At 41.7% G+C, this 13,984-nt stretch carries 16 protein-coding genes; 8 read left to right on the top strand and 8 right to left on the bottom strand.

From position 1 onward, the window contains the following. Positions 1-405: 405 nt before the first annotated feature. The 3 genes from ACFFAP_RS24095 to ACFFAP_RS24085 all read right to left on the bottom strand — a co-directional run bounded on the left by ACFFAP_RS24095 (position 406) and on the right by ACFFAP_RS24085 (position 4,362). Entirely contained in the window at positions 406-2,169 is a 1,764-nt protein-coding gene (locus tag ACFFAP_RS24095; RefSeq protein ID WP_375513589.1) for a tetratricopeptide repeat protein, read from the bottom strand. Continuing rightward, the gene (locus ACFFAP_RS24090; RefSeq protein ID WP_375513588.1) at positions 2,159-3,451 is read right to left on the bottom strand and encodes an ATP-binding protein; all 1,293 of its coding nucleotides are present in this window, start codon (positions 3,449-3,451) and stop codon (positions 2,159-2,161) included. The genes ACFFAP_RS24095 and ACFFAP_RS24090 overlap by 11 nt, the downstream gene beginning before the upstream one ends. A gap of 731 nt (positions 3,452-4,182) precedes the next feature. Then, positions 4,183-4,362 carry a hypothetical protein gene (locus ACFFAP_RS24085; RefSeq protein WP_375513587.1) on the bottom strand — a complete coding sequence of 60 codons (180 nt, stop codon included), beginning with the start codon at positions 4,360-4,362 and terminating at the stop codon, positions 4,183-4,185. Between the two features lie 172 nt (positions 4,363-4,534). On the opposite strand from ACFFAP_RS24085, the gene ACFFAP_RS24080 reads away from it, so the two are divergent. Together ACFFAP_RS24080 and ACFFAP_RS24075 are read left to right on the top strand one after the other, a co-directional pair. Continuing rightward, positions 4,535-4,903 carry a hypothetical protein gene (locus tag ACFFAP_RS24080; RefSeq protein WP_375513586.1) on the top strand — a complete coding sequence of 123 codons (369 nt, stop codon included), beginning with the start codon at positions 4,535-4,537 and terminating at the stop codon, positions 4,901-4,903. 471 nt (positions 4,904-5,374) lie between these two features. Next, positions 5,375-5,791: a transposase gene (locus ACFFAP_RS24075; RefSeq protein ID WP_375513585.1), complete on the top strand. Its 417-nt coding sequence runs from the start codon at positions 5,375-5,377 to the stop codon at positions 5,789-5,791. 472 nt (positions 5,792-6,263) lie between these two features. Here ACFFAP_RS24075 and ACFFAP_RS24070 read toward each other — a convergent pair whose 3' ends face one another. Genes ACFFAP_RS24070 through ndhC form a run of 3 tightly spaced genes read right to left on the bottom strand, consistent with a single transcriptional unit; the run spans position 6,264 to position 7,937 of the window. After that, the gene (locus tag ACFFAP_RS24070) at positions 6,264-6,854 is read right to left on the bottom strand and encodes an NAD(P)H-quinone oxidoreductase subunit J (RefSeq protein ID WP_375513584.1); all 591 of its coding nucleotides are present in this window, start codon (positions 6,852-6,854) and stop codon (positions 6,264-6,266) included. Next, complete coding sequence (gene ndhK, locus ACFFAP_RS24065) at positions 6,847-7,584, bottom strand: photosynthetic/respiratory NAD(P)H-quinone oxidoreductase subunit K (protein WP_375513583.1); 738 nt, start codon at positions 7,582-7,584, stop codon at positions 6,847-6,849. Before ndhK ends, ACFFAP_RS24070 begins: the two co-directional genes overlap by 8 nt. Next, on the bottom strand, positions 7,575-7,937 hold the full coding sequence (gene ndhC, locus ACFFAP_RS24060; RefSeq protein ID WP_094333328.1) for a photosynthetic/respiratory NAD(P)H-quinone oxidoreductase subunit C: 363 nt from the start codon (positions 7,935-7,937) through the stop codon (positions 7,575-7,577). The genes ndhK and ndhC overlap by 10 nt, the downstream gene beginning before the upstream one ends. Positions 7,938-8,306: 369 nt before the next feature. Between ndhC and ACFFAP_RS24055 the strand changes: the two genes are divergently transcribed. The 6 genes from ACFFAP_RS24055 to ACFFAP_RS24030 all read left to right on the top strand — a co-directional run bounded on the left by ACFFAP_RS24055 (position 8,307) and on the right by ACFFAP_RS24030 (position 11,054). After that, positions 8,307-8,642, top strand: a complete 336-nt coding sequence (locus ACFFAP_RS24055; protein WP_375513582.1) for a rubredoxin — start codon at positions 8,307-8,309, stop codon at positions 8,640-8,642. 460 nt (positions 8,643-9,102) lie between these two features. Continuing rightward, positions 9,103-10,122, top strand: a complete 1,020-nt coding sequence (locus ACFFAP_RS24050) for a photosynthesis system II assembly factor Ycf48 (RefSeq protein WP_375513581.1) — start codon at positions 9,103-9,105, stop codon at positions 10,120-10,122. Between the two features lie 215 nt (positions 10,123-10,337). Continuing rightward, a complete protein-coding gene (gene psbE / locus ACFFAP_RS24045) occupies positions 10,338-10,586 on the top strand; it encodes a cytochrome b559 subunit alpha (RefSeq protein WP_375513580.1) in 249 nt (82 codons plus the stop codon). A gap of 9 nt (positions 10,587-10,595) precedes the next feature. Further along, positions 10,596-10,733: a cytochrome b559 subunit beta gene (psbF, locus tag ACFFAP_RS24040; protein ID WP_012411801.1), complete on the top strand. Its 138-nt coding sequence runs from the start codon at positions 10,596-10,598 to the stop codon at positions 10,731-10,733. An 8-nt stretch (positions 10,734-10,741) separates the two neighbouring features. Beyond that, a complete protein-coding gene (locus tag ACFFAP_RS24035) occupies positions 10,742-10,864 on the top strand; it encodes a photosystem II reaction center protein L (protein WP_104908255.1) in 123 nt (40 codons plus the stop codon). Positions 10,865-10,934: 70 nt separating this feature from the next. Continuing rightward, the gene (locus ACFFAP_RS24030) at positions 10,935-11,054 is read left to right on the top strand and encodes a photosystem II reaction center protein J (RefSeq protein ID WP_012411803.1); all 120 of its coding nucleotides are present in this window, start codon (positions 10,935-10,937) and stop codon (positions 11,052-11,054) included. A gap of 162 nt (positions 11,055-11,216) precedes the next feature. Here ACFFAP_RS24030 and ACFFAP_RS24025 read toward each other — a convergent pair whose 3' ends face one another. Both ACFFAP_RS24025 and ACFFAP_RS24020 read right to left on the bottom strand, forming a co-directional pair. Next, positions 11,217-11,366, bottom strand: coding sequence for a photosystem I reaction center subunit VIII (locus ACFFAP_RS24025; protein WP_375513579.1), 150 nt, complete (start codon positions 11,364-11,366; stop codon positions 11,217-11,219). Between the two features lie 425 nt (positions 11,367-11,791). Continuing rightward, positions 11,792-13,984, bottom strand: a 2,193-nt coding sequence (locus ACFFAP_RS24020) for a hypothetical protein (RefSeq protein WP_375513578.1), incomplete at its 5' end; no start/stop codon positions are given.

The following is a 13,984-nucleotide window of genomic DNA, read 5'->3' as shown; positions in this document are numbered from 1 at the left end:
TGGATGGTTCACCCACTGCTGTTACTATATTTCACCCAACTGAGAACCGCTATACACTCTCACAGAGATACATTCCTCTAATAGCGCAAATTCTCTAAAATCGGTCGTGCTGCTGGTATTTTGCCAACGACACCGTTGATACCAGAAGACGCACGACAATATCACCAGCAACCGAGCGCAATCGCGTTGCTCCGAATCAACCTGTGGTTAGTACTGGGGATGTTATTGGCGTAGCATTCCCCAACTGCACCATTTACCTTGCCAAACAGATACCTTTATTTTTCAATTACTTAGCTGCTGCATTTTGTTGTCATCGCAGTTAATTCATTAGTCCAATATGTAGGAAGAGTATCCCAAGGATTCGGCAAAACATCATCAGTTACATAAATAGTGCCTGCATTTCCGTTAACTCTTCCCCATCGCCGCCGCCAATTTTTCTAAATTTTCCCGAACAGCCAGACTACGAAGATGATTAACACCCCAAACTCGTTCGCAAATATCTAAAGCTTGCAAATAAAGCGGTTCTGCTTCAGCGTAACGTTCTGTTGCACGATAAATTTCTGCCAGATTATTCAGACTTTCGGCAACATTGGGATGATTTTCTCCCAATAAGTGCTTATCAAGTTCTAAGGCTTTTATACATAAGGGTTCCGCTTCATTGTAACGCCCCTGCTCCCTGTACATATAGCCAAGAGCATAGATAGTATCTGCTAAAAGCGGATGCGCCTTTTGCAATAGACGTTGCTTGAGTTCCAATGATTGCAAAAACAAAGATTCGGCTTGATCATAGCGTCCTTGAGCGCGGTATATCAATCCCAAATTGTGCAAATCTGTTGCAACATCGGGATTCTCTTCTCCCAAAAATCGCTTATCTAGTTCTATTGCTTGTTGCGACAACGGTTCAGCTTCAGTGTAACGTCCTTGATGATAATAAAGTAGCGCTAAATTATTCAGTATATGAGTCAAAGAAAGATGATTTTCGCCAAGCAGACCTTTTTCGAGTTCTAATGATTGCAGATACAGAGGTTCTGCTTCCTCATAACGTCCTTGTTGATCATATAGTAATGCCAAATCGTTGAGACTGGCGGCGACATCGGCATGGTTTTCTCCCCACAGGCGTTTCCTCAGTTCCAAAGCTTGTTGATATAGGAGTTCCGCTTTACTATATTGTCCAGTAGATTTATAGAGTCCCGCCAAATTATTCAGGCTAGTAGCAAAAGAAGGATGGCTGTCTCCCAAAAGACGTTTCCTTAGTTTTAAAGCTTGTTGATATAATGGTTCGGCTTCGCTGTAGCGTCCTGTTGCACGGTATAGTCCTGCTAAATTGTTGAAGCTAGTAGCTAAGTCCATCTGCAAGCCTAATTCATTTTGCAATTCAATTGCTTTTTGCCAATAATTTATTGCTAGTTCTTGTTCTTCTTGATAATTCTGAAACTCACCCCGATCTAATCTGCTGCGGTAAATATCACCCAACCTTGAATATAAGGTAGCCAAGGTAGGATCTTTAGTTCCCCGTTCTTGTTCTACTTTCTCGATTAACCCTTGTAAATCTTGGATGGGCAATAAAAAGGAGTTATCTTCATTAGTATCTGTGTTGGCTAATTCTGTGTCTCTAAAAACAAAACGTATATGTTCTAGTTCTTTACCAGGAATAGCATTCGTCTTTTTAGATTCAAACCGAAATACACCGTTGCGCCAACTCCAAAAGTCAGGGGCTTTTTTAATCAGGTTGACTAATATTTGGTTAGTTACCCAAAGCACGATCGCAAACGGAAACTCGCGCAATCCTTCTCTTGTCCACTGTAAGTAACCAAAAAATTTCTCCTGTTCCGATTGCTCTTTTCCCAATCTGAGAAAATAAAGTTGTTCAGCACCCGTCACAGTGATTACCGCCGGGTTCTGCTGACGAAGATATTCTTCTTGTTGTAGAAGTTGATTAAGGGCAGCTTTTAGGCTTGGTTCCTGACGTGCTAAAGTGACTCGATATGGACGGTAAGCGGGTTGTAGTTCGGCTTCATACTGGGCAATAATCTCATCACGAAAGCTAGCATCATCGCAAACCGCAATCAGTAAATTTAATCCCCGCTTTTGAGCTTCAATAGAAACAATTAAATCATCATACGCATCTTGATTTTCTCCTTCATCATCAAATAATTGCTCACTTAACATTAATTGCTCCTTGCCTTCTCAAGCTTTCGATAATAATTGGATGAACATCATACCAAGTTTCATCAGTGCGATATTCTAGAACATATAGCCCATGTAGCAAATCCAAAAATTCTGCTTGTTTGGGGTCATTGGGCATGAACTGTTCATAAACACTCTGCAAAATATCTGTATCAGCTTTTCCTAAACGTATAGAAAAATCATTGCGGATTTTATTGATTGCTTGCAGGAGAATTTTATCATCAATAATAACTTTGGCTGTGGGATTTCGCCGGATCATTCGCAAACAAATGCGGCAACATTCCTTAGAAATCCGAATTAACTCTCGCAACACACCACCACTGTAAATCACAATTTTTTCAGCAGTTTCTGCCGTGATTAATTCACTGGAAATCCGCTTTTCTAAAACTTCACCGAGAATCTTTGTTGCTTCCGGGCGAGGTTCAGCGTTAGGAAAGCGATTTTTACCTTTCTCAAAGATTTTGAAGACAGGCATTGCCACAACTTGATCGTTGGTTTCAGTGGCAATTATTGTGCTGATAAATGTTTCCCGAAGGACTGCGATCGGGATAGTGTAGATAATTTGAAAGTTAGGTTGACAAAGAGCTTTAATGTTATCTCGATAAATCTCATTAACTCTGCCTAAGTCGAGTTTGTCTAAATCATCAATAATTACTAAAACGTTTTGTTTAGTTGCAGCTTGAATTAGAGCAGCTATTTCGTTAATTCTGGCAACTAAATCTGATAACTTGCGTTCAAATTCTTGCTTAATTTCATCCCGAACGCTAGCATCAGCTTTTAATTTAGAACTAATCAATTTTAAGAGGTCAAAACCTATACTAGCTTCTGTTTGCAAATTTGATTCTTCAGTGCGAGTGCGGGTAGCAAACCACTTATAAAGAGCTTCTTTAGTGGATTGCGGAATATCAACTTTGCGTGATTCTGCCTCCGTCATTAAATTAACTGCGATCGCAAACAGTATATTAATATGATTAACAGCCGACATTTCAATTTTGTCAGCAATAGAAAAGAGAACTACAAAATAGTCATCTTGAATTTGCCTACTAAACTCAGCTAACAAAGTGGACTTACCACATCCTCGATGTCCTGTAAAGACAATTTTGCCATCTCCATTGGGACTATCTTCCACTAATTGGTTAAGGTCTGCAATCAAATCATCACCATATTCGACTCGAAATCTTTCCATTTCGTTCCGTTCCATCAACGGAAACAGTTCGAGATTGCTGTATGCTTCTTGAAAGGAGTTTAATAAGTCTTGAGACATAAGATAGTGCTGTAAACGTGCTAACTATTCATATAATGGCTCATGATTTTTGAAGCACAAGTTTAGGTAATGTCTAAGATAGAGTATACCTATATAAATTCTCAAATTACGTTAAAAAATAACTACTAGGTGAGTGGTATGTTATGTCTTAAAAAGAGATGCCCTAATCCCCAAATTTCAACCTATCAATAAGTAACAGAGGTCAATAATTAATAAGACTGAATGATAGATTATACATTCGATAATTTAAACTTCATGATAGATTATACAGAGAACATCCAGAAAACTACTTAACACATAAATAAAATAAAATTTTCATTTATAAAATTAAATTTTTAGTGTGCTTCGTCTCATCCCCCTCTAGCTGATGCGATGGTAGCTGTTGTTACTATTGGTTTACTAGGCGGGTATCTCACTTTTGCAAATATACTTAGTACTGCAAGACAGAAGTCAAAAGTTAACCGTGTACACACAAGTTGAATTACCCCCCTTAATCCCCCCGATGTATTGGGGGGAAAAAAGAAATCTTGTTCCTTCCCCAATACATCGGCGAGGGTTAGGGTGGGGTAAAACTCTGGTTAAGGGACTTCCAGTTAAAAAAACATCCTATCGTAGGGGCGCAAGGCCTTGCGCCCCTACAAATGTACAAATAATTTTGGATAATTTATTTTTTGTCAGTCCCTAATCAGCTATTTCAGACTTGTGTGTACAGCGTAACCCCGTGGAATTATTTAAACAACTTTCATCAAACTAGCTTTTGCGACTTCAAAACCAGCTTTTGTGACTTCAAAACCAGCTTTTGTGACTTCAAAACCAGCTTTTGCGACTTCAAAACCAGCTTTTGTGACTTCAAAACCAGCTTTTGCGACTTCAAAACCTGCTTTTGCGACTTCAAAACCTGCTTTTCTCAACGAATTTCAGCAAATATACTCGCATTTATCGCCTAATGCCATCCAATGCTCTTAAAATTCTGTAACTTCACTGTGGCTGGTGCATCTGCTTATTGCGTATTTTTGTGAAATATAAATAACTCAGTATATAAAATTAGGGTTATTTATAAATTAATCCAAATAGGAAAACTATATGACGCAACGCAAACGAAACTCCATAGCACTGACCAAAGCTGAACGACGGATTGAAGGAATGCAGACAATTAACCCTAAGTTAGACTTTAGTAATGGGTTTTCAATTGCTACTTACAACACTAAAGTAATTGAGTTACGAGAAAAGCTAGCCGCTTATAATCAAGCACAAACAATAGTAGATAAGACACACAATGCATTAATAGAAGCAGAACGTGAGTTGAATACTTATTCTGAGTACATGCTGTTGAATGTTGCATCTCGCTATGGCAAAAATAGTGATGAGTATGAGATGGCTGGTGGAACGCGCAGGTCAGACCGTAAAAAAGCACGTCCAGTAGTAAACCAAACAGTGACATCTGTGAAGTGATTGTTTGGACTCGCCGTTTCTTTAAATAATGGTGCGTTGACCTTTGTGACAACGCACCACGATTCTATATTCTACCGCTTAACTTCTGAAGCGTCTCCAGAGACTTTTGACATCCCAAAATCGAATGCTGAGTGCGATCGCAAATAGACTAAGGGTATCGTCAAACTCTAAATCAGACTTAATTGTAGGTTGGGTTGAGGAACGAAACCCAACATCTACTTTAGTTTCTTAGATTGCCCTTCACTCATTTCTCAACTCACATCTCAAAAAAATAAGTTTACGGCATCCTTCATAACCAGTACTTTTGTAGAAAGTGCGAAATATAACCATCATAAAATTAACTCAATGCAATATCGCCGAGCCACAATAGAAGGTGGCACTTATTTTTTTACACTCGTAACACATAAAAGACAAAGACTATTATGCTTACCGACTAACGTATCTTTATTGAGAAATATTTTTCGGTATGTAATGCAACAACACCCATTTATAATTGATTCCTTTGTTTTATTACCCGATCATCTGCACTGTATTTGGACATTACCACAGGGCGATTGTAATTTTTCTACACGTTGGCGTTTGATCAAAAGCTATTTTAGTCGCCAGTGCATTACTCTATCACACGAAAATTTGTCTACCTCTAGGCAAAATAAAAAAGAGCGGGGTATTTGGCAGCGTAGTTTTTGGGAACACTTGATTAGAGACGAGGTAGATTTTAAAAATCACCTGGAATATATTCACTACAATCCTGTCAAACATGGCTTAGTGAAAGCTCCAAAAGATTGGGAATATTCCAGCTTTCATCGTTCTGTTCGTCAGGGTACGTATGATATTACCTGGGGTGCTGGGCAAGAAATTGTATTTGACTCTAATATCGGTAAAGAGTAAATATCGCCTAAATTCTAGCTGAAATTGTAGGTTGGGTTAAACAAAGTGAAACCCAACATCAGCGTTGGGTATTGTGATGGGTAATGTTGGGTTTCGTTCCTCAACCCAACCTACGAATTACTAGACAATATAACTAAATTATAAAAATTAATCTAAGTACGGTGAATTCGATATATTGGAGCGAGAAATAGAAGTTCTTCTACCCATGCACCGAGTGGCGTTTGCGGCAGCTTGTTGCGAGAGATTGATGCCGATAATCTCTCAAATTACAGATTTGCAGAAATTAAAAACAATTCAGCAGGTAATTAAAACTGTAAATACAGTCAATCAATTACAGCAAATTTTGTCAACCAACTTTACTTAAAACATCAAAAACATAACCCCTCTCCGCCACCGGAAAGGGGTTAATCACTGCCGAAACTCAGCACTATATTGTACAGACGCGATTCATCGCGTCTCCATTCAGCACTACTTAATAAGCGTCCTGCAACTCATAAAAATCAGGCGAGATGTAATCCTTCCGCAAAGGCCAACCTACCCAATCTTCCGGCATCAAAATCCGCTTGAGATTTGGGTGTCCTTCGTAGATAATGCCCAACATATCGTAAGACTCGCGCTCTTGCCAATCTGCGGTCTTCCAAATCCAGTACACAGAAGGTACTACGGGGTTTTCCCGTGGTAAGAACACCTTAACTCGCACTTCTTCGGGGCGATCGCTATTATCACCCACTTTATTCAAGTGATATACACTCACCAATTCCTGTCCTGGCCCAAGGTCAACACCACCTTGAAACTGGAGATAATTAAACCCATAGGCATAAAGGGCTGTAGCAGTAGGAAGCAAGAAATCTGCTGCCACCTTAATTATCTCTACACCATTCTTGTCTGGTGCCAAAAACTCATGGTCAAAGCCATTTTCGGTCAACCACTGGGAAACTTTACCAGCTTTGACCAATGACTCTTCTTTGGCTGCTGGTACTGGTTTAGACTCTTCTTCGTCTGCTGGTACTGCTTTAGACTCTTCTTCGTCTGCTGGTACTGGTTTAGACTCTTCTTCAGCCACGGCTTTGTTCCTCCTTTTGTGCCTTTTCAGTCAGCAGTGCAGGTGGTATCGGCATACCGATGGCTTCCGCCAATTCCTTCGGTGGTACAGAGCGAGTTTCTGACTGCAAATACTTACCAGTTAAGATTTCCTCTACTGGCTTCAAATTATGAGTCGTGCTGTAGTAGCGGTGGGTTTGCTTAATTTTACCCCGCTCTTGCATCGATTCATTGGAGATTTTCTTCCGCAGCTTAATGATTGCGTCGATAATTGCTTCTGGACGGGGAGGACAACCAGGTAAGTAAACATCCACAGGAATCAGTTTATCGACTCCGCGCACTGCCGTGGGGGAATCAACGCTGAACATCCCGCCAGTAATTGTACAAGCACCCATCGCAATTACATACTTTGGCTCTGGCATTTGTTCATAAAGACGTACCAGTTGGGGAGCCATCTTCATTGTAATAGTCCCTGCCGTAATAATTAAATCGGCTTGGCGGGGGCTAGAACGGGGAATTAGCCCAAAACGGTCAAAGTCAAATCGTGAACCAATTAAAGCTGCAAACTCAATAAAGCAGCAAGCAGTACCAAATAACAACGGCCACAGACTAGAAAGCCGCGCCCAGTCGTAGAGATCATCAACCGTCGTCAAAATGACGTTTTCTGAAAGGTCTTGAGTGATTGTAGTCCGCTCAATGGGGTTGATGATTCGTTCTTTGTCCTGAGTTGTTAAGTTAGAATTCAAGACCATTCCAAAGCTCCTTTACGCCATGCGTAAACTAAGGCGACTACAAGAATTGCAATAAAGACTAGCGCTTCAATAAATGCTAATAGCCCCAAACGGTGGAAAGCTACCGCCCAAGGATACAAGAATACAGTCTCTACATCAAAGACGACGAAGACCAAAGCAAACATGTAGTAGCGAATGTTGAACTGAATCCAGGCTCCCCCGATAGGTTCCATGCCAGATTCATAGGTGGTGCGCCGTTCTGGGCTGTAACCACTGGGTCGTAGGAGCTTGGAAGCTGAGAGCGCTAAGGCAGGTACTAGGCTACAGATGATGAAGAAACCTAGAAGGTACTCGTAACCGCTGAGGACAAACACAATGAGTATCTACCGCTTATGGAGTATTTAAAGTAGGGAGTGGGGACTAGGGAGTGGGGAGTAGGGAGTGGCGACTAGGGAGTGGGGACTGGGTACTGGGTAATGGGAAATCGTTCTGAATCTCCAATCCCTTATCCCTAATACCAAATTCTTTATTTTTAATCCCCAGTCCCCAATCCCTATTCCCCACTCCCTAATCCCTCAGCTGCGTAACTTTCTTTTACATTATATCTGTTTGGTTTTTCTGAAATCTGGCAAACAGATGCACTTCAAGTATTTAATTCGCTTTTGATAGTGATAGAAAAGCCTAACAATTATGTCATAATTTTTAACGTATATTTAAGATTTCTCCTTTGCGAGGCCCTAGCCATGAGCGAACCAGCTGTTGAGACTCCGGTGTTAGACTGCTACGAGTGTCGAGCCTGCGGTTATGTTTACGAACCTGAAAAGGGAGACGACAAGGATAATATTCCTTCAGGGACAACCTTTGCAGAACTGCCCATAGATTGGCGCTGTCCTGTTTGTGCCGCGAAGAAGACCGCTTTTGCCAACATCGGCCCTGCGGGTACTGCATCCGGCTTCAAAGAAAATCTCGGTTACGGTTTGGGTGTCAATAACCTAACGCCAACCCAAAAGAATATCCTAATTTTTGGTGCTTTGGCTCTTGGCTTCTTGTTTTTTATCAGTCTCTACGGTTTACAATGACAGCCGTTATCTCAGAAACAGGGAGTAGTGAGTAGGGAAAGAGATTTTTATTATTGATTGTGTGATTATAATCACACAAATATGTTGTTTTACCTATTCACTAGAGCGTTTAATTAAGCTAAGAAATGCTCACTTTTTTACATTGATTAGCAGTGTATTCTCTGATAAAATATCAGAGATTCAGGTGAGAATCCGTAACGTCAAGTAACCTCTATACTGAGAAGTTGCCTCTGAGGTGTTACAGCAAGGAATCGCAAATATGTTGCTTCTCAAAGCAAGAATCACGCTAGAAGCAAAAAAGTAAGAGTGTATAAAACTTGTTTTTATGCATCGGTTGATACACCTTAGTTGAGATTGATCTGCTCAACTTATGTATTTGTTAGCAAATGTTAGCAAACAAGTATCAGTAAACCTTTTAGAGAACAGCTAGAGAAATTTAGAAACAACTTAAGAAATACTAATGCATTCAATTGTGAAAGGTTGGCAACGAATAGCTACCTTGTTGATAGTAGTCCTCATGTGTATAGGTTGTAGCAAAATCCCATCTGTTAGCTACAACCCCTGGAAGGTCATTTCTGTGCCAACAGACTCGAATCTCCTGGATATTGCTTTTACTAAAAATCCTGAGCATGGCTACTTAGTAGGTAGCAATGCCACCCTATTGGAAACCAATGACGGTGGTAATACCTGGAAACCAATAACACTACAACTGGATGAGCAAAAGTATCGCTTTGACTCAGTAAGTTTTGCAGGTAAAGAAGGCTGGATTGCCGGAGAGCCTGGACTGTTGTTGCACACTACTGATGAAGGTGCTTCTTGGTCGCGGATTCCCCTGAGCGAAAAGCTACCAGGTAGCCCGATCGCAATTAAGGCACTAGCAAACAAGACAGCTGAAATGGCTACTGATGTAGGAGCCATATATAAGACCACAGACGGCGGCAAAAACTGGAAAGCCCAGGTGGAATCAGCAGTCGGTGTAGTGCGTAACTTAGAACGTTCTCCTGATGGTAAATATGTTGCCGTTTCCGCTAAGGGTAGTTTCTACTCGACTTGGGAACCGGGACAAGATGCTTGGGTACCCCATAACCGCAATAGTTCTCGGCGCGTAGAAAACATGGGTTTTGCTGACAATGGGCAATTGTGGTTGCTAGCTAGGGGAGGTCAAATTCAGTTTAGTGACCCAACTAAACCTGAAGAATGGCAACAGGCAAAATATCCAGAGTTATCCACCAGCTGGGGTTTACTGGATTTGGCATATCGCACACCCGATGAAATTTGGATAGGTGGCGGTAGCGGTAATTTACTACGGAGTCCCGATGGTGGCAAAACCTGGGAAAAAGACCGTGCAGTGGAAGAAGTTGCTGCTAATTTGTACAAGATTGTCTTCTTAGAGCCAGAACGGGGATTTATAATTGGCGATCGCGGCGTATTGCTCAAATATCTACCAAACCCTGAAACAACTTCTCCAGAAGCCGCTTAATGGGGACTAGGGACTGGGGACTGGGGCGTAGGGACGGGGGACTAGGTAAGAGTTTTCCCAATCTCCAATCTCCAATCCTCAATCTCCAATCCCCAATCTCCAATCCCCAATCCCCAATACCTAATTTCTGAGAAGAACTTTGCAACTTGTAACTCTTTCTTAACTTTGTAGGATAATAAACTCAATAACACTCTATGTATAAGGTAGGGATCTAAATGTCAGGTACCACTGGAGAACGTCCGTTTTCGGACATCATTACCAGCGTTCGTTACTGGGTAATTCACAGCATCACCATCCCAGCATTGTTTATTGCAGGTTGGCTATTTGTGCAAACCGGGTTGGCTTATGATGCTTTTGGCACACCCCGCCCCGACGAGTATTTCACACCAGCGCGGCAAGAAGTGCCCATTGTGAAGAACCGTTTTGAAGCTAAAAAACAAGTTGAACAATTTATTGGAAAGTAGTTTGAGATCATGACTAGCGGCAACAACATCAATCAACCAGTTACCTATCCAATTTTTACCGTTAGATGGCTGGCAGTTCACACCTTAGGTGTACCAACTGTATTCTTTTTAGGCGCGATCGCCGCAATGCAATTTATTCACCGTTAGGAGCAATCATGGCAGAAAGATCCCCCAATCCCAATAATCAGCCGGTTGAATTAAACCGGACTTCTTTATACCTGGGATTACTAATGATTTTCGTTCTGGGTATTCTGTTTTCCAGTTACTTCTTTAACTAACTGGGAGTCCTGTTGTTAATCTTTGTTTATTGAACGTGTGTTGATTTGTTGTTAAGGGAGGAGAAAAGCTGTGTCTGGAAGTGGGAGAATTCCCCTGTGGGTCGTCGCTACGATCGCAGGTTTAGGTATAATTACAGTCTTAGGCATTTTCTTTTATGGTGCCTACGCCGGACTCGGTTCTTCGATTTAACATAAGTTAGTTTGAACCGAATACTAATTTTCTAGCATTTGTTCAGAAATCAACGTTAAAAAAACCGCCTGTCTCCATGAGATAGGCGGTATTAATTTTGGTCAATAGTCATAAGTCAATTGTCATTTGTTTTTTGGAAATGACTAATGACTAATGACTAGATCATTTAGTGTCGCTGATATCGTCGCTTTCAATGTATAAAAACAGAAATGCGAATACCAGACCTGGCAATACCCAACCAATTATCGAAATGAAGTAAGGAGACAAGTATGAAGTACTAGCCAAGATAGAAGGCAAAAAGGAAGCTGCCATAGTAAAGGTTCCTGTTAAATAACACTACAATTCAAAATGAGCTTACTGCAAATTCTGCCAAGATTTTTGAAATTCTAAAGATTTTTAACACAGGCAATATGGGAAGTGGGGAGTGGGCTTGCCGTGACTTGTACTGAGCTTGTCAGCCAGCGTAGCCGTAAAGCCTGCGGCATAGCTACGCTTAGGGCGAAGCCTCTTCTTCGAGTTGGGCGTAGTCGAACGAGAGTGGGGGGAGCAGGGGGAGATAGTAACTATTGATTATTGACCAATACTTCGACTTTGCTCAGTACAAGTGCCCAATGCCCCCTTATACCTGAGTTAAGCTGTCGCGCCTATAAGTTGCCTCATAATCTGTTACGTAAAACCTGCAAACCCTCTCCTCTGCTGCTCTGCCGTCTCAATGTGCAAATTAAAAACACAACAGCTTACATATCGAGGAGTTCATCTAGCTGCAAGTTTGGCAAGTCTGGAGGAATCACAGTCCGTACTATTGTGACTTTGTGACTCTCCTGCTGGGTTGTCGGATCAAGTGCGATCGCTTCTAAGCGAATTTCCAAACACCCAAAGGGAATATTTAATTGCGTCATCACTTCCAATCCTCCCAAGGCATTAGGTAGCAAATTTGTCAGTAAATGGGGCCCCTCTATTAACCAGCGAGTTTGATAATCTTCAAGCCATAACTTGACAACAACTTGGGGAGGTACTTCAGGCAGTACTACGCGCACTATGATAAATTTGCCAGCGATTAGTTCGCCGTCTGGTACATGCAGTTCTGGAATTGGCAAAGGCTCAATGGCTGCCGCAGTTATGGGTGGGGAAGAGGATAAACCTAACAGTGGTTGCTTCTCTTGTTCAAAAGAGTCATTCTTCGTCCCATTGGCTTCCAGTTCACTATGTTCACTATATGTATCATCTACAACGATTTCTTGCGCCAACCAAGCTGACGCTAGATTCATTTTTATTGGAGGAGGGGGGGGCGGTACTTGTGTTACCACCATTGAGAGTGTTGGTTCGGATACTTTTACTACCGTATCTTCCCCTATTTCTATATCAGCTTTTTTTGCTGTGTCTGCGTCTTCCCCAAAGTTCCCAAGATCAAAAACCGACTCTTGAACTTCTTCCCATGTCCCTGTGTCAGCATCCAGGTTTAACGGCAAGTTGACATCAACATTGGGAGTTTCAGCACTAAGAGAAAGCTGAGTTTGCTGGGATGGAACATAGCTATTGTAGTCTTCAGGTTCCAGTTCATCGATGGATTCAGGCAAAGAGTATCCTTGGCTGTGCATCCACTTTCTGAGCAGGGGAGATGAGTAAAGGTTACCTGTTGTAATGAATTGTGCATTTGGCTGGGCTTCTACTTCAGCAACTGGATTTGGCTGGGCTTCTACTTCAGCAACAGATTTTTCTTGAAATTGTTCATTTGGCTGGGCTTCTACTTCAGCAACAGATTCTTCTTGAAATTGTGCATCATCTACTACTAATTCCAGTGTATTTTCATCAGCTACAGTTGTATCCAACTGCGGTAAGTCTTCATCTGCTGGAACTTTCGCATCTGGAGCATTGTTTTTTACTTCTTCTGTATCATCTGGCAAAGCTTGTAGCCGTTTCAAGTACGGTAAAGTATTGTCGAGTATTGGCATTCGACGTTGCTTGATGATCAACTGCTCCAAGTTGATGGCAACCATAGTAGCATCCTTTTCCAAAAGTTTTTCTTCTGTAGGGGATTCTGCAACAACATCTGTGGGACTGTTGGCATGGGTTTGAATAGGGGGCAGTTTCGGCAATTGAGGCGAAGTGCCTGAATTTTTTAAGTTAGATGTCCGCAGGGTGGCTTCTCGCAGAACTTGTAAGTTAATTTGCGGTGGTAAAGGTGCATTTGGGGATGGATTGAGTATCTGAGACTGGTATGTTTTTGGAATCTTGACCAGATTGAATAGTTTCAAATCGATCCTCACAGCGGCCTGCGGCTCCGTGACAGCAGCAGACGAGTCCGATGGTGCTATGGGGTCATTTAAGGATGTACTAGGTGTTGCTGCGGCTGTGATTGCCAGTAATTCTGTTACATCTGCTGTGATGGTGAAAGACTGGCTGGCTAACCGGATGACTTCATCAACATCGGCGAATCTACCAGACAAAGTGATATCTGCCAAAATTAACTTTGATTCAAAGTCAGCAGGAATATCAATTGAGGTATTGATGGTGAAGGGCAACTCCTGATCTGGTAAAGGTTGCCGTACCTGGGTCAAGATTTTCGAGTTTTTGGGCGATCGCAGTTCAATTCCTAGTTCAAGCGCCCGCAGGCTTTTGGAGAATAATGTTTCAGCCTGATCTAGATTTATCTTTTCTTTGAGTTCTACGTGCCCATTGATTGTAAGAGGTTGTCCCCAACGAGCAATGTAAGTATCCTGGTCTAAAGTTAGCAGTAATGGAGGCGGTGGTTGTGTTGCTGGAGAATCTGTAACCTTTTCATCATTAAGCAGGGCTTCAGAATTGAGTAAAGCTAAATCTATTAAATTTTGTAAAATCTCCTCTGCCGTCTCACCTTTGAGCCACACAGAACTCACAGGCTCATCAATATCTTTTTCCGTTTCATCTGGCACAACAATAGTAACGGGGTT

It is taken from the genome of uncultured Nostoc sp., from assembly GCF_964245575.1.
In the GTDB taxonomy this organism is placed as follows: Bacteria; Cyanobacteriota; Cyanobacteriia; order Cyanobacteriales; family Nostocaceae; genus Nostoc.
The sequence above is the reverse complement of the archived record's forward strand: the minus strand, read 5'-3'. Positions and strand labels throughout refer to the sequence as shown.

What these genes read in the sequence shown, in the direction of transcription:
- ACFFAP_RS24035 (WP_104908255.1), top strand. Translation starts at nt 10,742, where the DNA reads ATGGCAGAAAGATCCCCCAATCCCAATAATCAGCCGGTTGAATTAAAC.
- ACFFAP_RS24075 (WP_375513585.1), top strand. Translation starts at nt 5,375, where the DNA reads ATGCAACAACACCCATTTATAATTGATTCCTTTGTTTTATTACCCGAT.
- ndhK (WP_375513583.1), bottom strand. Translation starts at nt 7,584, where the DNA reads ATGGTCTTGAATTCTAACTTAACAACTCAGGACAAAGAACGAATCATC.
- ACFFAP_RS24080 (WP_375513586.1), top strand. Translation starts at nt 4,535, where the DNA reads ATGACGCAACGCAAACGAAACTCCATAGCACTGACCAAAGCTGAACGA.
- ACFFAP_RS24095 (WP_375513589.1), bottom strand. Translation starts at nt 2,169, where the DNA reads ATGTTAAGTGAGCAATTATTTGATGATGAAGGAGAAAATCAAGATGCG.
- psbE (WP_375513580.1), top strand. Translation starts at nt 10,338, where the DNA reads ATGTCAGGTACCACTGGAGAACGTCCGTTTTCGGACATCATTACCAGC.
- ACFFAP_RS24050 (WP_375513581.1), top strand. Translation starts at nt 9,103, where the DNA reads ATGCATTCAATTGTGAAAGGTTGGCAACGAATAGCTACCTTGTTGATA.
- ACFFAP_RS24025 (WP_375513579.1), bottom strand. Translation starts at nt 11,366, where the DNA reads ATGGCAGCTTCCTTTTTGCCTTCTATCTTGGCTAGTACTTCATACTTG.
- psbF (WP_012411801.1), top strand. Translation starts at nt 10,596, where the DNA reads ATGACTAGCGGCAACAACATCAATCAACCAGTTACCTATCCAATTTTT.
- ACFFAP_RS24090 (WP_375513588.1), bottom strand. Translation starts at nt 3,451, where the DNA reads ATGTCTCAAGACTTATTAAACTCCTTTCAAGAAGCATACAGCAATCTC.
- ACFFAP_RS24055 (WP_375513582.1), top strand. Translation starts at nt 8,307, where the DNA reads ATGAGCGAACCAGCTGTTGAGACTCCGGTGTTAGACTGCTACGAGTGT.